Origin of the sequence: Clostridium tetanomorphum (genome assembly GCF_017873215.1) — a bacterium.
In the GTDB taxonomy this organism is placed as follows: domain Bacteria; phylum Bacillota; class Clostridia; order Clostridiales; family Clostridiaceae; genus Clostridium_AO; species Clostridium_AO tetanomorphum.
Genome location: NZ_JAGGKA010000016.1, coordinates 36420 through 53126, shown reverse-complemented (window position 1 = coordinate 53126; position 16707 = coordinate 36420). Strand labels below are relative to the sequence as shown.

17 protein-coding genes are annotated in these 16707 nt (G+C 28.0%); 3 read left to right on the top strand and 14 right to left on the bottom strand.

The annotated features are described in order from the left end of the window. Nucleotides 1–15 precede the first annotated feature (15 nt). From argF to J2Z24_RS14850, 14 genes are all read right to left on the bottom strand, one after another. On the bottom strand, nucleotides 16–1008 hold the full coding sequence (gene argF / locus J2Z24_RS14915; protein WP_035145980.1) for an ornithine carbamoyltransferase: 993 nt from the start codon (nucleotides 1006–1008) through the stop codon (nucleotides 16–18). 28 nt (nucleotides 1009–1036) lie between these two features. Next, nucleotides 1037–1837 (bottom strand): ABC transporter substrate-binding protein, encoded by an 801-nt coding sequence (locus J2Z24_RS14910; RefSeq protein ID WP_035145978.1) that lies wholly within the window; start codon nucleotides 1835–1837, stop codon nucleotides 1037–1039. Between the two features lie 519 nt (nucleotides 1838–2356). Then, nucleotides 2357–3382 (bottom strand): AI-2E family transporter, encoded by a 1026-nt coding sequence (locus J2Z24_RS14905; protein ID WP_035145976.1) that lies wholly within the window; start codon nucleotides 3380–3382, stop codon nucleotides 2357–2359. Further along, entirely contained in the window at nucleotides 3357–3875 is a 519-nt protein-coding gene (locus tag J2Z24_RS14900; protein ID WP_035145973.1) for a PRC-barrel domain-containing protein, read from the bottom strand. Before J2Z24_RS14900 ends, J2Z24_RS14905 begins: the two co-directional genes overlap by 26 nt. Nucleotides 3876–4041: 166 nt before the next feature. After that, a complete protein-coding gene (mnmA, locus tag J2Z24_RS14895) occupies nucleotides 4042–5124 on the bottom strand; it encodes a tRNA 2-thiouridine(34) synthase MnmA (RefSeq protein ID WP_085059003.1) in 1083 nt (360 codons plus the stop codon). Between the two features lie 181 nt (nucleotides 5125–5305). Next, a complete protein-coding gene (gene nifU / locus J2Z24_RS14890; protein WP_035145968.1) occupies nucleotides 5306–5737 on the bottom strand; it encodes a Fe-S cluster assembly scaffold protein NifU in 432 nt (143 codons plus the stop codon). A gap of 2 nt (nucleotides 5738–5739) precedes the next feature. Beyond that, entirely contained in the window at nucleotides 5740–6933 is a 1194-nt protein-coding gene (gene nifS / locus J2Z24_RS14885; RefSeq protein ID WP_035145965.1) for a cysteine desulfurase NifS, read from the bottom strand. Between the two features lie 6 nt (nucleotides 6934–6939). Further along, nucleotides 6940–7371 carry an RrF2 family transcriptional regulator gene (locus J2Z24_RS14880; protein ID WP_035145963.1) on the bottom strand — a complete coding sequence of 144 codons (432 nt, stop codon included), beginning with the start codon at nucleotides 7369–7371 and terminating at the stop codon, nucleotides 6940–6942. Between the two features lie 247 nt (nucleotides 7372–7618). Continuing rightward, complete coding sequence (locus tag J2Z24_RS14875) at nucleotides 7619–8902, bottom strand: replication-associated recombination protein A (protein WP_035145961.1); 1284 nt, start codon at nucleotides 8900–8902, stop codon at nucleotides 7619–7621. 18 nt (nucleotides 8903–8920) lie between these two features. Beyond that, nucleotides 8921–9895 (bottom strand): hypothetical protein, encoded by a 975-nt coding sequence (locus tag J2Z24_RS14870; RefSeq protein ID WP_051593160.1) that lies wholly within the window; start codon nucleotides 9893–9895, stop codon nucleotides 8921–8923. 21 nt (nucleotides 9896–9916) lie between these two features. Further along, nucleotides 9917–10381 carry a flavin reductase family protein gene (locus J2Z24_RS14865; RefSeq protein WP_244983373.1) on the bottom strand — a complete coding sequence of 155 codons (465 nt, stop codon included), beginning with the start codon at nucleotides 10379–10381 and terminating at the stop codon, nucleotides 9917–9919. A 67-nt stretch (nucleotides 10382–10448) separates the two neighbouring features. After that, nucleotides 10449–11237, bottom strand: coding sequence for a histidinol phosphate phosphatase (locus J2Z24_RS14860; protein WP_051593159.1), 789 nt, complete (start codon nucleotides 11235–11237; stop codon nucleotides 10449–10451). Between the two features lie 18 nt (nucleotides 11238–11255). After that, nucleotides 11256–12164, bottom strand: a complete 909-nt coding sequence (locus J2Z24_RS14855) for an AEC family transporter (RefSeq protein WP_035145954.1) — start codon at nucleotides 12162–12164, stop codon at nucleotides 11256–11258. A 70-nt stretch (nucleotides 12165–12234) separates the two neighbouring features. Further along, nucleotides 12235–13275: a C45 family autoproteolytic acyltransferase/hydrolase gene (locus J2Z24_RS14850; RefSeq protein WP_035145951.1), complete on the bottom strand. Its 1041-nt coding sequence runs from the start codon at nucleotides 13273–13275 to the stop codon at nucleotides 12235–12237. A 232-nt stretch (nucleotides 13276–13507) separates the two neighbouring features. On the opposite strand from J2Z24_RS14850, the gene proB reads away from it, so the two are divergent. From proB to nadA, 3 genes are all read left to right on the top strand, one after another. Then, nucleotides 13508–14323, top strand: coding sequence for a glutamate 5-kinase (proB, locus tag J2Z24_RS14845; RefSeq protein WP_051593158.1), 816 nt, complete (start codon nucleotides 13508–13510; stop codon nucleotides 14321–14323). A gap of 18 nt (nucleotides 14324–14341) precedes the next feature. Next, entirely contained in the window at nucleotides 14342–15631 is a 1290-nt protein-coding gene (locus tag J2Z24_RS14840; RefSeq protein WP_035145948.1) for a glutamate-5-semialdehyde dehydrogenase, read from the top strand. 170 nt (nucleotides 15632–15801) lie between these two features. Beyond that, nucleotides 15802–16704 (top strand): quinolinate synthase NadA, encoded by a 903-nt coding sequence (nadA, locus tag J2Z24_RS14835; RefSeq protein ID WP_035145945.1) that lies wholly within the window; start codon nucleotides 15802–15804, stop codon nucleotides 16702–16704. The last annotated feature ends 3 nt before the right edge of the window (nucleotides 16705–16707 follow it).

The following is a 16707-nucleotide window of genomic DNA, read 5'->3' as shown; positions in this document are numbered from 1 at the left end:
CCTCTTTCTTAAAAGTTACATCAGTGTAGCTACCATAACAGCTTTAATAGTGTGTAATCTATTTTCTCCTTGTTCAAATACTAAAGAATATTTACTTTCAAATACTTCTTCCGTAACTTCTAAAGACTTAAGTCCAAATTTATCATATATTTTTCCCCCAATTTCTGTTTCTAAATTATGATATGCAGGAAGACAATGCATAAATTTTACATTTTCATTATCACTTATTTTTAATAATTTCATATTTACTTGATAAGGTAAAAGTTTTTCTATTCTTTTCTCCCATATTCTTTCTTCTTCTCCCATAGATACCCATACATCTGTATAGATTACATCTGCTCCTTTAATTTCTTCTATATTTTCTGTAATGGTTATTTTACCGCCCTGTTTTTCGGCTTCTTTTATACATTCTTCTATTAAACTTTGTTTTGGAAATAACTCTCTAGGTGAAATTATTTTAAAATTCATTCCTACCTTACTAGCTCCTATCATAAGAGCATTTGCTACATTATTTCTTCCATCACCTATATAAACAAATTTTATAGAACTTAAAGATTTATTAATGGTTTCCCTTAAAGTTAAAAAGTCTGCTAATACTTGAGTTGGATGATCTTCATCTGTAAGCCCATTCCACACAGGCACTTTTGAAAACTCTGCTAAAATTTCCACTGCTTTTTGAGAGTAACCTCTATATTCAATACCATCAAACATTCTTCCTAAAATTCTACCTGTATCTTTTATAGATTCCTTTTTTCCCATATGTGATCCATTAGAATTTATATAAGTAATATTAGCTCCCTGATCATAGGCTGCAACTTCAAAAGAACATCTAGTTCTTAAAGATTCCTTTTCAAAAATTAAAGCTATATTTTTTCCAGTTAGTAATTTATCTTCATTACCCTCTTTCTTCTGCTTTTTCAATTTTTGTGCTAAATCTAGTAAATGCTCTATTTCCTCTAATGAAAAATCTTTTAATGTTAAACAATTTCTATTCTTTAAATTAATCATTTTTATCCCCCTTACATAACTATTCTTCTTAACTTAATTTTTCTTTATAAGCATCATATCCAAACCACTTCATAGAAAGCTTTGATAACGTTCCATCCTTTTCCATATCATCAATTATTTTATCTATCTCTTCTCTTAATTCTTTATCTTCTTTTCTGTAACCAATACCCATAGGTTCTTTACTAATAATGCCATCTAAAATTTCATATTCTCCTTTTTTCTTTCCCATATAATAAGCTCCAACCTGTGCATCCATAATTACAGCATCTACTCTGTTAGCAGATAGTTCATGAAATGCTTCCGTTATTTTGTCATATTTTTTCAATGACTTTATCCCCTTCATATTAGCAGCTACATTATCTCCTGTAGTTCCAAGCTGGCAAGCTAATACTTTTCCTTGCAAGTCTTTCACTTCATTAATACTTTTATTTCCTTTTTTAACAGCTATAATTTGTCCTCCTACTATATAAGGCTTAGAAAAGTCTATAGATTCCTTCCTTTTATCTGTAATACTAATGCTTGCAATAGCTATATCAAATTTTTTAGAATTGAGAGCCATTATCAATCCATTAAAATCTACTATTGAAAATTCTGGAGTCACCCCCAATCTTTTTCCTAACTCTTTGCCAAAATCCACATCAAATCCTACTAGATCTTTATTTTCATCTCTAAATTCCATAGGTGGATATCCTTCTTCTATGCCAATGACTATTTTCTTATTTTTCTTTACACTTTGAAGTAAATTTAAATCTTCTTTTTTAGAAGCACATCCCCCTAGCACACTTCCTAAAATTAACATTGTGATAAAAAATTTAATTGCTTTTTTCATAAAAATGCCCCCTTAAAAATTAATATTTAAATATTCATTTATGCATAAATATACATATTTATTTTTATTAATATATTTATTTTCGTTTCATACCAGCCATATATCGAAAAATATGTTTATAATTATAAGATATATTTTATAATTATGCAATAGATTTTATATAAATACATTAAATTTTCTTTTCTAAAGATCACCGAACATTAGTGAAAATTGAACAAATACACCAATAATGTATATCCTAGAATAAATGATTGAACCATAACTGCTTATTTAGAAACGTATCATCCACTGTGCACAGTATAAGAGGTGTAAATCTCAAGAGTTTCAATGCCCCCAGCCATATAGGTACAGAGTATTGCAAATGATAGCTATGGTATAAAAAATAAATTGATTAGGGACATAAATTACAATTTGATATAATTTAATTAGTTAAATTATTATTTATATAAAAGTTTTTACTTTTTTATAAAATATATATGTAGTAGGAATCAATATAAATTTTTCCCACTACATATACTATTAAAAAATATAATAATTTAAGTCTTCATATACTACTTTAATTATTACTCCTACAGGTATTGCTAATATCATACCAAAAAATCCCCAAATTTTGCCTCCAATTATTAGCAATAGTATTACTATTAAAGGATGCATACTTATATTATCTGCAATGAATTTAGGGGATATAATGTTTCCTTCTACTTGTTGAATAAAATATAGCCACAAAGCAGTCCAAAAGGCAACACTGGGAGATTTTAAAAATGCTACTACAATACTAGGTATAGCTCCAAATACAGGGCCAAAGTATGGAATTATATTAAAGAATCCATTTAATAGTGAAAGTATTAGAGGGAAATCTACTCTTAATATTAAAAGTACTATGAAAGTGAATATTCCCACAATTATGCATAAAATTACTTGAGTAGCTATATATCTTCCCAGTATTTTATCAATATCTTTAGCAACTATTCTAATCATATTTCTACTTTTTACAGGGAAAATAGTAAGCAGTCTATTACTTATATCCTTTCCATCTGAAAGAAAATAGTATGCTATTATAGGCACAATGGCAAAAGATATAAAATTTTCTCCTAATAAAAGTATTCTTTCAAATGCAGTATTAAAAGCATTGTCTAAAGTTACATTAATTCTACCATAAGCATTTTGAAGTAAATTGTAAAAAAATTTATTATTACTTAATGGCTTAATCCTTTCATAAAAATTATTTATAAAAAATTCAATTTTATGTAAAGCATCACCAATATTTGAGCTTTCTCTAAATAAAGTTGGTATAAGAAAAGTAACTCCTACTATAAATAAGACAATAATTATACATATAAGTAATACTGATGAAAAACATCTATTAAAACCTAAATGAATTAATTTCTCATTTATTGGTTTCAAAACATATGCTAATATAAATGATAAAAATAACAAATGTGTTATTTCTCTTATTATTTTCAACCTAAACAACATTATACATAATATGGAAACAATCATAGAAATAAGGATATATTTTTTATTCTTTTTTAGGAAGTTCTTCATATTCCCTACTCAATTTGAATAAGTTACTGGGTATATTTGAGAGAATTATCTTATCCTTATTTCCATAATATAGTATTGAATCTTTTCCTAGAATTATATCCTTTATTAAAATAATCTTTTTGCCATGAATAAAATTAGTTAGATATCCCGTTGATACAACTATTCCATTTATTAAGAAAGTTTTTTCATCAAAAATTATATCATCAGCCATACCAATTATGTTTCCATGTAAATCTATTACATTTGTATAAACTATATCGGAAAACTGAAGATAATTACCTTTATTCCATTTATCTACTATCATGCTTTCATTAAAAGATAAAATATTTTCTTTTAATACATATAAAGATGGACCAAATATCATATAAGATGTTATAGAAAATCCAAGTACTCCTCCTATATGAAAATCTACTATAATATCCTTTATAAAACCAATGCTTTTACCCTTTATACTACTTACTTTCATAAAAAGAAAATCTTTTTTTCTATACATCCTATTCACTCCAAATTATAAATTCATTTTATATTTTTTCCTTTAGTATAAAAAATATGCTTAACATAATATTATAAAAAATATACAAAAAATAATAAAGAATAAATAGGGAAAATTTCTCTATTTATTCTTTATTATTTATGCTCTAAATATATTAAGTTTTAAATTAATTTACAGCTTCTATAATTCCTCCACCAAGAAGTAAATTTTCAATGTAAAACACTACAGATTGTCCTTTAGTTATAGCTCTTTGCTTCTCATCGAATATTACTTTAACTTTCCCATTTTCCAAAGGTTCAATGGTAGCCAAAGAGGTTTTTGAAGAATATCTAATCTTTGCTGTAACTCTCATTTTATTTTTTAATTTATCAAAAAGAATAAAATTTACATCTCTAGCTGTAAGTTCATTTTTAAATATTTCCTCTTCTTCTCCTAATACTACTTCATTTCTCTCTGGAATAATATCAGTAACAAATATAGGTTTTCCTAAAGCAATTCCTAACCCTTTTCTTTGCCCTATAGTATAATAAATTATTCCTTTATGCCTTCCTAAAATTTTTCCATTCTTGTCCACAAAATTTCCTGGAAATATTTTCTTAGGATAATGATTTATTATATAATTTCCATGATTATTATCGGGAATAAAACATATTTCCTCACTGTCTTTTTTGTTATGTACATGAAGACCTATTTCTTTTGCAATTTCCCTTATTCTTTCCTTTGTGTACTCTCCACAAGGCATAAGAACATGTTTTAATTGATGTTGCTTTATATTATATAGCATATAAGTTTGATCTTTATTATCATCTTCTGCTTTATATATTAAATATCTATCTCCGTTTTTTTTAATTTTACAATAATGACCAGTAGCTATATAATCTGCTCCTAGTTCTATAGCTTTATTTAAAAAAGCATCAAATTTTATATGTTTATTACAAAAAACACAAGGGTTAGGTGTTCTTCCCTCTATATAATCATTGATAAATGGCGCTACAACCTTTTCATCAAATTCTTTAATTAAATTTATTTCTACAAAAGGTATCTCTAATTTATCACATACTTTTTTTGCATTTTCTACTATTAAATCTGATTCACTTTTTTGTCCATTACATTTATTTCCTGGGAAAACTTTCATAGTCATTCCTATAACTTTATATCCCTGTTTCTTCAATAAATATGCTGTAACGGAACTATCTACTCCGCCACTCATTCCAACCACAACTTTTTTTGTCATAAATCTTTTCACCAATCCTTTTTTAAAGAATACATAATGGGTAAGTATAATTTTTCTCCACTTTCAATTCTCAACTAAATAAATCTTCTCATAATTTTTCAAAACTATCAATATAATTCCTATAAAAAACGTAGAAATCCGCCATAGACGAATTTCTATATTTATTCTTTATTCCATTATATTTTTTCTATAAATACTATTCTCCATGTACTTCCTCATGAATATGTTCCGAATGAGTTTTCATTTCCCAAGGTTCTAAACCTGCAGATTCTCTATAGTTGTTTATTGCTTTGTGTATAGCTTCTTCTGCGAGTACTGAACAGTGCATTTTTACTGGTGGAAGTCCATCTAATGCTTCAGCTACCGCTTTATTAGTTAAGTCCCATGCTTCTTCTACAGTTTTACCTTTTATAAGTTCTGTAGCCATACTTGAGGAAGCTATAGCTGAACCACATCCAAAAGTTTTAAATTTTACATCCTTTATTATATTATCTTCAACCTTTAGGTAAATTTTCATTATATCTCCACACTGTGGATTTCCTACTTCTCCTATTCCATTTGCATCTTGAATTTCTCCAACATTTCTTGGATTTTTAAAATGATCCATTACTTTTTCGCTGTATATCATAACTACTTATCCTCCTTCTTTAAAAAATCTTCCCATAGTGGTGACATATTTCTTAATCTTTGAACTATTTCTGGTAATACATTTAATACATAATCTACATCCTCTTCTGTACTTCCAGCTCCTAAAGACAATCTTAAAGAACCATGAGCAAGTTCATGAGGCAATCCCATAGCTAAAAGCACATGTGATGGATCTAAAGAACCTGATGCACAAGCACTTCCTGTAGATGCACATACTCCCTCAAAGTCTAAGGATAAAAGTAACGCTTCTCCTTCTATTCCTATAAAACTAAAGTTTGCGCTACCCGGAAGTCTATTTTGACCAACAGGTCCATTAATTTTAGTATATGGTATTCTTTCCATTACTCCATTTATTAATTTATCTCTTAATGCTTTAAGTCTTGCAGCTTCTTCATTTAATTCAGACACCGCAATTTCTATAGCTTTTCCCATACCTACAATGCTTGGCACATTTTCTGTACTTGCTCTCTTTCCTTTTTCCTGTCCTCCACCATGAATAAGATTATCTATTCTTATTCCTTTTCTTATATATAAAGCTCCAATACCTTTAGGTCCATAAAATTTATGACCTGCCATAGAAAGCAAATCTATGTTCATATCTTCTACATCTATTGCTATATGACCTATTGCTTGAACCGCATCTGTATGGAATAATATTTTTCGTTCCCTACAGACAGCACCTATTTCTTTTATTGGCTGAATTGAAGCTACTTCGTTATTAGCAAACATAATTGAAACTAATATAGTTGTATCCTTTATTGCATTCTTCAAATCTTCTATTTTAATTAATCCATTTTCATCTACTGGTAAGTAAGTTACTTCAAAACCATTCTTCTCTAAAAATTTGCATGTATGAAGTACCGCATGGTGTTCTATAGCTGTAGTAATTATATGATTGCCTTTATTTTTGTGAGCAGATGCTATACCTTTAATAGCCCAGTTATCTGCTTCTGAGCCACCACCAGTAAAATATATTTCATCTTTTTTAGCATTTATAGCTTTAGCTACTCTTTCTCTAGCTTTATCAATTGCAACTCTTGGTTCCTCTGATATAGAATAAAACTTTGATGAAGGATTAGCAAATTTCTCTGTAAAATAAGGAATCATCTCCTGTAATACTTCTGGTTTAGTATATGTGGTTGCTGAATAATCCATATAAACATATTTTCTATCCATTTAAATTTACTCCTTTCGTGTTGAAGCCCTTAATTTATCATAATCATCAACTAAATCCTGTAAGGTTGTTGACTTTGTTACTTGCTCTACACTCTCTTTTATTTTTACCCATAATAGCCTAGTTGAACATGAATCCATATTACTACAACTACCCTCTAAAACACATTCGGATAAATCTAGAGGACCTTCCAAAACTTCCATAATTTCAGCTATACTTATATCTCTAGGTTCTCTAGTTAGTATGTATCCTCCCTGTGCACCTCTTATACTTTTTATTAAATCAGCTTTTCTAAGAGAAGAAAATAATTGCTCTAAATAATACTCTGATATATTTTGTCTTTCAGCTATACTTTTAATAGAAACCGGTTCGCTACCATAATTTATTGCTAAATCTACCATAGCTCTAACTCCGTATCTTCCTTTAGTTGATAACTTCATTTAACCACCTCTCTAGTGTTCAATGAAAGTAGACTGTTTTACTAAACTTTCAAATTTATAATAGCAAATCAGAGTAATCTTGTCAACTATAAAAATAAAAAATTTTACCTTTTGAAGAACTTACTTGTAAGCATCTTTTTTATAATATCTCCAAAAGGTAAAATCTTTATGTAATTTTATATTTAGTCCATAATTTCTTTCAAACTTTAATTCAAATAACAATGCTCCTTTAAACAGTTATGTATAACTAAGGCTCTTTCGATGCTCTTAAAAATTTCATATATGCCAGCATCTTTTCCTCCATTTTATTTTTTCCTGGTTTATAGTAAGCTGAATTTTTAATATTATCTGGAAGATATTGTTGATTCACATAATGATTTTTATAATTATGAGGATACTTATACCCTATACCTCTTCCCAAACTTTCTGCTCCATTATAATGAGCATCTTTAAGATAAGATGGTATGTCTCCAACATCCTTATTTCTTATATCCCCTAAAGCTTTATCTATAGCCTCTATTGTTGAATTTGACTTAGGAGAAGTGGCTAGAAGAATTACTGCCTGAGCTAAGGGAATTCTACCTTCTGGCAGTCCAAGTTGCATGGCTGAATCTATACAACTTTTCACTATAGAAATAGCATTAGGATAGGCAAGCCCTATGTCCTCACAGGATATAACTAAAAGTCTTCTACATATAGAAGGTAAATCTCCTGCTTCTATAAGTCTAGCTAAATAATGAATAGAAGCATTTACATCACTACCCCTTATAGACTTTTGAAAAGCGCTTAAAATATCATAATGACTGTCTCCAAACTTGTCATAATTTAATATTTTAATTTGAGTACATTCTTTAGCGACTTCCAAATCTACACCTATTGTTCCATCCTCACTAGATATAGTAGAATATACTGCCAATTCCACTGAGTTTAATGCTTTTCTTAAATCTCCTCCACTTACATCTGCAATATACTCAATTGCTTCTTCTGTAAATTGTATATTTTTATATTCCATTTCTTTTTTTAAAATGTTTATAGCTCTCTTTATTCCAAATATAATATCTTGCTTATTCAAAGATTTAAATTCAAAAATTGTGGATCTACTTAATATAGCTTTATACACATAATGATATGGGTTTTCTGTTGTACTAGCTATGAGAGTTATCTTTCCATTTTCCATAAACTCTAACAGAGACTGTTGTTGTTTCTTATTAAAATTTTGGATTTCATCTAAATACAAAAGTACTCCTTTTACTCCTATTAGCCCATCTAATTCCCCTATTATTTCCTTCACATCATTTAAAGATGCATTTGTAGCATTTAATTTATAAAAAGTCTTATTTGCTTTCTTAGCTATTATACTAGCTACGGTAGTTTTTCCCGTACCTGGTGGGCCATAAAAAATCATATTAGTTATCTTCCTAGAGTTTATAATTCTATTAAGTATTTTATTTTCACCTAATAAATGTCTTTGACCAACTACATCATTTATTTCTAATGGTCTTATTCTTTCTGCTAAAGGTTGTATATTCATTGCCCTTTAAAGTCCTTTCTAACTATTCTTCAAAAGGTTTTCTAATGTTTTATCCATGATTCTCTCACTTGTATCTAAGACCTTTTTACTTTGATTCTTTAAAGCATTTATAGTTCCTTTAAAAACTGCTTTAGAAATATTATTATTTAGAGAATATTTAAATGCCCTTACCTTTTTTCTTTCTATTCGTCCTAAATAAAATAAGATTTCATCTTTACATTCAGGCGAAGTTACCTTTAATGCTTCCTCCAAATACTTTTTACCCATCATTCCAAAATTTTCCTTTTCCAAAGGATCTTTAGCATACATACTTAAAAGCTGTGCGCTTCTCCCAATGCAAACCAAATTTTTTTCATCTTTTACTCCACTCTTTAAGCCTAAATTAATGCTCTTTAACAAAGCCCTTTTGTATGTCCATTTATCTTTGTCAAAAGATTCTTCAATATACTCTCCACCAAATTCGCTACTTATATCCATAGCAGTTCCTATAGGATCTATAGGAGATTTAGCTAAATTCATAATTAAAAATGCTTTTTTATAATAGTTGATACTCTGAGCCAATATCAAAAATCCATATGGATCTTTTAGATTATTTTGAACCATGGTTTGAACCTTTTCTATTCCTGCTGCCCCTTCTGCTATATCGTCTACTAGAGTCACTATAGGAATACCTTTAAATTCTTTTCTTAATCTACCTACAAAATTTAAATCTTTATTTTCTTCTTTTCTTTTTTTATTAGAATATTCTAGCTCTTTCTTTAATTTCTCTATAGAAGTTTTCCTTTTTATTTTTTCCTTATTTTTTACTTCTTCAATCTTTAATTGAATATTTTCTTTTTTATTCTTTAATTGTAAGACTTCTTTTTTTTCTAGACTAATTATTTCTTTCTCAATCCTTTTTGCCTTACTATTTAAATAGCCTCGTTGCACATTTTCTTTTATTTTACTAAAAACAATGCTATTTAAACTATTTACCTTTCTAAAAAAACCCATAAGAAAACCTTTCTTTCATAATTATTTTAAATAGCAATCCACTATTTCTCCATAATAAATAGTGTGATAATCTCCATTCTTATAGCAATTTTCTTTTATCTCCTCACTTAAAAATTCTGGATTCATAGCTTCTTTATATACTATTTTACACTCATAGTGTAAATCACAATTTTCTATAATAGGTGTTTCAACTTTTCTTCCACTTGCTACTTTTAGATTACATTCCTTAAATTTGTCTATGTCTCTTCCTGATTTTGAGCCACAAATAGCTACTTCCTTTTTCATATCTTTATTTACAGGTATACTTACAGTGAAAGTTGAAGATCTTTCTATCATTTCAAAGGTATATCTAGACTTTCTAACCATTACAGCTAAAATTGGTTTTTTCCACTGATATCCTATATTTGCCCAACCTATAGTCATTGTATTTATTTTGTTTTCATTTTTTACAGTTAAAAATGCTCCCTTACTTTTTATTATTTCCATGGCATTTTCCATGTTATCAAAAAAAATTCATAATTAATCCCTCCAAATATATATAATTTATTCTTTACTATTTATTATCTACAATAACCGGTTTTCTTTCTTTAAAATAAACAAGCTTCAGACCACATTCTTCGGCAAACTGTTTCCCTAAGTTAAAATCGCTTCCTATATTTTCAGGTCTATGAGCATCTGATCCTAAAGTAACTATTTTTCCACCCAATTCATTAAACCTTTTGTATATAGGTATAAGATTTTTTATTGCTTCTCCATCTTTAAACCTTCTTGTGTTTATCTCAATAGCTTTATCCCTAGAAATTAGTATTTTAAATATTTCATCTAATATTTCATTATACTGTTCATAATAGATATGACTATCATTATATGGAGCATATCTACATATATAATCTATATGTGATAGTGAATCTATATAATAATGTTCTTTTACACAATTAAGCATATACTTAAGATAATTTTTATATACTTCTTCTTTAGTTCTTTCTTCATAAAAGCTTTCTCCATATATATCATAGTATTCATCTTCATTTTTCACCACATGAATAGAGCCTAAAACAAAATCAAAAGGATAATCTTCACATATTTTTATGTTTTCTTCTACACAGTCAGGTCTCATTCCCATTTCTATCCCTAAAAGCAGCTTATCACTTCTATACTTTTTATATTCTTTAAAATATTCTTCTATATCAAATATAAACTCACCTGGTATCATAAAATTTAAATCTAAATGCTCTGTTATTATAATACCTATATTATTTTGTTCAGAAGCTTTAATAGCTTCCTTTAGAGTCATAGGACAATCTGTTGAAAAATCTGCATGTATATGACAATCGAACATCAATACCCTCCTTAATATTAATTATAATAATGTTATTACTACAGGTATAGTAAAAATAGATAATACTGTAGTCACAAAAATACATTTAGCTGAAAATATTGTATCACTATTATACTTTTCTGCAAATACTGTAGTCATAGCTGCAGCAGGCATGGCTTCTAAAATAACACATAACTTTAATAAATATGTATCTGCATTTATAGCTGTTAACAAAAAATATATTAAAAATGGTATAACCATTAATCTTATTATGGATATGTAATAAAGATTTATATCCTTTATTATAGTGTAAATAGATGCTCCTAAAAAACTTGCTCCTACAATCATCATGGATAATGGTGTAGTCATAGCTCCTATAATATTTAAAGTATTATTGATATATATAGGTAGCTTAATATTAAACATAAAAATTAATAATCCTATTACTACAAACAATATCCCCGGTTGCATAACTATATCTGCTATTTTCAAATTATTTTTTTCTTCTTTATTAAACATAATTACTCCATAAGTTAGAAGTATTATATTAAAAGGTATTCCAAATATGGCTGCATAAAACACTCCTATTTTACCATATATACCTTCTACTATAGGATAACCCATAAATCCAAAATTTGAAAAAATAGCTACAAATCTTAGTATTATTCCCTTATCTCCTTTGAATTTTATAAAAAATATTTTACTTAAAAAAGCTAGAACTATATGTATAAGCAAAGAATATATAATAACTAATTTTACTTTATAAAATAATTCCTTTGAAAAATCCATATTAAAGGATGATAGTATGAGACAAGGGAGTGTTATATTCATTAAAATATCTGTAAGACTTTTTATAGTATCTTCTTTTATAAATTCTTTTTTTCTTCCATAAAGTCCTACGAGCATAATTAAACACAATACAATTACTTGATTTATAATATCATTTTTCATTACTTTCTCTCCCACTTACTCTCATTCATAATTATATCATATACTTTAAATCGAAATAATTTTACCAAATTTAACAACTTCTAAATATATTGTAATCTTTGTAAAACCCTTCATGATCATAAAAAAACTCTAACCATACCTTGTCCTTATTTTTTGTATCTATAGCAAATCTAGAACATGTAAAATTAGGATCTCCTTTTAAACCCAAAATTGAATTAAAATAATTCTCTCCTCTATAATTTAGAATTTCTAAAAAATCAGATATACCTACTTTATCTTCTTTTATTTTAATAATTTCTTCTAACAATTTTTTTCCTGTTTCTAATCTAAAAATTGAAGTACTTCCCTCTTGAGTATTTACTTTTCCATTATTTATATCATTATGAATATAATGATTTGTATGTATATATAAACTATTTATCTCCTTTACACTAATGTGTTTTGAAGTTACTTCTATAGATATACATAGGTTATTATTTATATCTATAGCTGTGGCATGAAAACCCGACCCCCTATTTTCTATACTACATCTTCTTATAAAATCGTCTAAAGATGTTGCTTCACTAATATATCTTTGAATAAAGTATCTAGGTATTCCTTCTATATTAACATCTTTACTATAACAATAATTTATGGTTTTAACTATTCCATGACTATTATAACTAAAGGCATTTCCAAAAGGCATATTGGAATAATCATAAGTTACAAACCATTGATTTCCACTAGTACATTTTGTTATAGCTGCATTTCCTGGCTTATAACAGTCGTCTTCGTTATGAGCTAAAATAAAGGTACCATCTTCTCTTTTATAAACTAAAGAAGTACATCCTACTCCTTCATCCAATATCTCAGCACATAAAGTTAAAAAATATAAATCCTTATTAACCAAAGCACCTTCTGCTCTTCCATAAACTTCTTGTAGATATTCTGGAAAAATTTCTTCAACAATTCCCTTTACTTTATTTATCTTTTTCATAAAATCTTTGTCTTTTAAAAATTTCTCATACTTTACTGTATAATCTCTAATAGCTTTTTTCATTTCTATTCCTGTAATTTTTCCTCTTTCATAAGGTGTGCCTTTTGCTTCTATAAATTTTATTTTATAACTCATGTTAGTCCTTGTTTCCTCCATATAAATAGTTGTACTTTAACTTACTTTTTAAATTATAACATATTATTCTAATATATATTAATAAAAAACTCTTAACGTATTTATATATAATAAAAATAGGTTATAATAAAATAAATCTGAGTTAATTACAAATTATATTATTTATATTAAATTTGAAATTTCACTGATTTATGAGATAATTATATTAAAAAAATTTAAAGGGGCGGTAATTATGAATAGTTCTTTAGCAAAGGAAAGAATTCATCAGTTAGAAAAAGTAAAAAATATAGTTGTAAAAGTAGGCTCCTCTACTCTTACTTATAATAATGGTTTATTAAATCTTTCCCATATTGAACATTTGGTTCGTCAATTATCAGATCTACACAATAAAGGTTATGGAATTATTTTAGTAAGTTCTGGTGCTATAGGAGCTGGCATGGGAAAACTTGGTCTTAAAGAAAAGCCTCAAAGTATTCCTGAAAAGCAAGCTGCTGCTGCTGTAGGGCAAGGTATTTTACTACATATGTATGAAAAAATATTTTCTGAGTATGGCAAGACTGTAGGTCAAATACTGCTTACAAAAGAAGATATGACAGATGAAACTAGACGTGATAACGCCTATAATACCTTCACTTCTCTTTTAGATAAAAGGGTTATTCCAATAATAAATGAGAACGATGCTGTGGTAGTGGATGAAATAAAAGTAGGCGATAACGATACATTATCTGCTTTGGTAGCTAAATTAGTAAAAGCTGATTTATTGATACTTATGTCCGATATAGATGGTTTATATGACTCAGATCCAAGAAAAAATCAAAATGCAAAACTTATTAGTTTTGTAGATGAAATTACTGAAAAAATAGAAGCTTGTGCCGGTGGTGTTGGCTCCAATCTTGGCACAGGAGGTATGGCTACAAAGATAAATGCTGCCAAAATTGCTACCTCATCTAAAATTTCAATGGTAATTGTAAATGGAGATAATGCAGAAGTTTTAAGAGATATACTAGAGGGAAAAGAAGTAGGTACATGGTTTAATTCAAATAAATAATTATAGGAGGACATACTTATGGATAATTTAGAAGAATATTTAATAAAAAAAGGACAGAGAGCTAAAAATGCCGCAAGAGTGTTGTCTACTCTCGATACTAACTGTAAAAATAAAGTTTTACTAACTATGGCAAAATCTTTAGAAGATAATATAGAATCTATAATAAAAGCTAATTCTATAGATATAAAACATGGTGAAGAAAAAGGCCTAAGTAAAGCAATGCTAGATAGACTTCTAATAAATGAAAAAAGAATTTTAGATATGAGTGAAGGCTTAAAACAGGTAGCTGAATTACCAGATCCTATTGGAGAAATTGTAAAAATGCGAAAAAGGCCAAATGGTATAACCATAGGTGAAAAAAGAGTACCTTTAGGAGTTATAGGTATAATTTATGAAGCAAGACCTAATGTTACTGTTGATGCTGCAGCACTTTGCTTAAAATCTGGTAATGCAGTGCTTCTTAGAGGTGGTTCTGAAGCTATAAACACTAATAAAGTTATAGCTGATATATTAAGTAATGCCTGCAAACAATGTAATCTTCCTGAAGGAGCAATTCAACTTATTGAAACTACTGACAGAGAAGCTGTAAATATAATGCTAAAATTAAATGAATATATAGATGTATTAATTCCTAGAGGTGGAAAAGGACTTATTCAAACCGTAGTAAAAAATGCTACAGTACCTGTAATAGAAACTGGTGTGGGAAACTGTCATATTTTTATTGATGAAAGCGCTGACCTAACTGTGGGTGAATCTATTGTAATAAATGGTAAAGTACAAAGACCTGCTGTATGCAATGCTACTGAATCTTTACTTATACATGAAAATATAGCAAATGACTTTCTCCCTATGGTAGCAAAATCCTTAACAGATTTGGGAGTTGAATTAAGAGTTTGTAATAAATCTAAAAGCATACTTGAACAAAAAATAGATGATAAAAATATTTTAAACAAAATAGTTGATGCAGTAGAAGAAGATTGGGATACTGAATATTTAGATTTAATATTAGCAGTTAAGGTTGTATCTTCTATAGATGAAGCACTAGACCATATATACAAACACAGCACAAAACACTCTGAAGCTATAATTACAGAAAACTATTCTAATTCTCAAAGATTTTTAAATGAAGTAGATGCAGCTGCAGTATATGTGAATGCTTCAACCAGATTTACTGATGGCTTTGAATATGGTTTTGGTGCAGAAATAGGCATAAGTACTCAAAAACTTCATGCGAGAGGTCCTATGGGACTTGAACAACTTACTACAACTAAATATATTGTTTATGGAAATGGACAGATTAGAAAATAAACTTACCTAACAAATAAATCACAAAGTATAGAAGGATTACCTAACATTTACGGTAATCCTTTTTTTAATAAATTTATTGATAAAAATAAAGAGTAGTGATATATTATTCGTACAGGTGTATATACATATGAATATATACCTGTATACTTTAATTTAAAGAGGTGTTCTTTATGAATTTAAAAGAAGATATATTAAAACTGAAAAAAGAAAGGAATGTACTTATACTATCCCATTATTATCAAAATCCAGATATTCAAGATATTGCAGATTATATTGGGGATTCTTACTTTTTAAGTGAAATATGTAAAAAGTGCAGTGAAGAAAATATTATTTTTTGTGGCGTTAAATTTATGGCTGAAAGTGCCAAGATACTTTCACCAAATAAAAGAGTTTTTCTTCCCAACCCTGATTCCCTATGCAACATGGTTTTCATGGCAGACTCAGAACGTGTTAAAAAACTAAAGAAAAACTTTCCAAAGGCTAATGTAGTTTGCTATATAAATTCATCTACAGAAGTTAAAGCAGTTTCAGATGTATGCTGTACTTCTTCAAGTGCTCTTAATATAGTTAAAAATATTGATAGTAATGAAATAATATTCGTACCTGATAAAAATTTAGGAAGCTATATTCAAGAACAAATACCGGAAAAGAAAATTATATTATGGGATGGTTTCTGTAATGTGCATAACAAAATAAATAAAAAAGATATTCTATCAGCAAAAGAAGAATATGGACAAGACATTAAAGTATTAGTACATCCAGAATGTACAAAGGAAGTACGTGATTTAGGAGACTTCATAGGAAGTACAGGAGAAATAATAAAATTTTCCTCTTCTGATAGTTCAAAAAAATATCTTATCGTAACAGAAGATGGTATTTTATATAAGTTAAAAAATGAAAATCCTCATAAGGAATTTTATTCTTTACATATGACATGTAATAGTATGAAACTTACATCTCTTGATGATGTATATAATTGTTTAAAATACTTTAAAAATGAAGTATTTATTGATGAACATATAAGAAAATCAGCATATAAATCTCTTGAAAATATGCATATTCTTGGGAGGTAATAA

What these genes read in the sequence shown, in the direction of transcription:
- nadA (WP_035145945.1), top strand. Translation starts at nt 15,802, where the DNA reads ATGAATTTAAAAGAAGATATATTAAAACTGAAAAAAGAAAGGAATGTA.
- J2Z24_RS14875 (WP_035145961.1), bottom strand. Translation starts at nt 8,902, where the DNA reads ATGAATATACAACCTTTAGCAGAAAGAATAAGACCATTAGAAATAAAT.
- proB (WP_051593158.1), top strand. Translation starts at nt 13,508, where the DNA reads ATGAATAGTTCTTTAGCAAAGGAAAGAATTCATCAGTTAGAAAAAGTA.
- J2Z24_RS14865 (WP_244983373.1), bottom strand. Translation starts at nt 10,381, where the DNA reads ATGGAAATAATAAAAAGTAAGGGAGCATTTTTAACTGTAAAAAATGAA.
- J2Z24_RS14880 (WP_035145963.1), bottom strand. Translation starts at nt 7,371, where the DNA reads ATGAAGTTATCAACTAAAGGAAGATACGGAGTTAGAGCTATGGTAGAT.
- J2Z24_RS14905 (WP_035145976.1), bottom strand. Translation starts at nt 3,382, where the DNA reads ATGAAGAACTTCCTAAAAAAGAATAAAAAATATATCCTTATTTCTATG.
- nifU (WP_035145968.1), bottom strand. Translation starts at nt 5,737, where the DNA reads ATGATATACAGCGAAAAAGTAATGGATCATTTTAAAAATCCAAGAAAT.
- J2Z24_RS14900 (WP_035145973.1), bottom strand. Translation starts at nt 3,875, where the DNA reads ATGTATAGAAAAAAAGATTTTCTTTTTATGAAAGTAAGTAGTATAAAG.
- J2Z24_RS14870 (WP_051593160.1), bottom strand. Translation starts at nt 9,895, where the DNA reads ATGGGTTTTTTTAGAAAGGTAAATAGTTTAAATAGCATTGTTTTTAGT.
- J2Z24_RS14850 (WP_035145951.1), bottom strand. Translation starts at nt 13,275, where the DNA reads ATGAGTTATAAAATAAAATTTATAGAAGCAAAAGGCACACCTTATGAA.
- J2Z24_RS14840 (WP_035145948.1), top strand. Translation starts at nt 14,342, where the DNA reads ATGGATAATTTAGAAGAATATTTAATAAAAAAAGGACAGAGAGCTAAA.
- J2Z24_RS14855 (WP_035145954.1), bottom strand. Translation starts at nt 12,164, where the DNA reads ATGAAAAATGATATTATAAATCAAGTAATTGTATTGTGTTTAATTATG.
- J2Z24_RS14910 (WP_035145978.1), bottom strand. Translation starts at nt 1,837, where the DNA reads ATGAAAAAAGCAATTAAATTTTTTATCACAATGTTAATTTTAGGAAGT.
- argF (WP_035145980.1), bottom strand. Translation starts at nt 1,008, where the DNA reads ATGATTAATTTAAAGAATAGAAATTGTTTAACATTAAAAGATTTTTCA.
- nifS (WP_035145965.1), bottom strand. Translation starts at nt 6,933, where the DNA reads ATGGATAGAAAATATGTTTATATGGATTATTCAGCAACCACATATACT.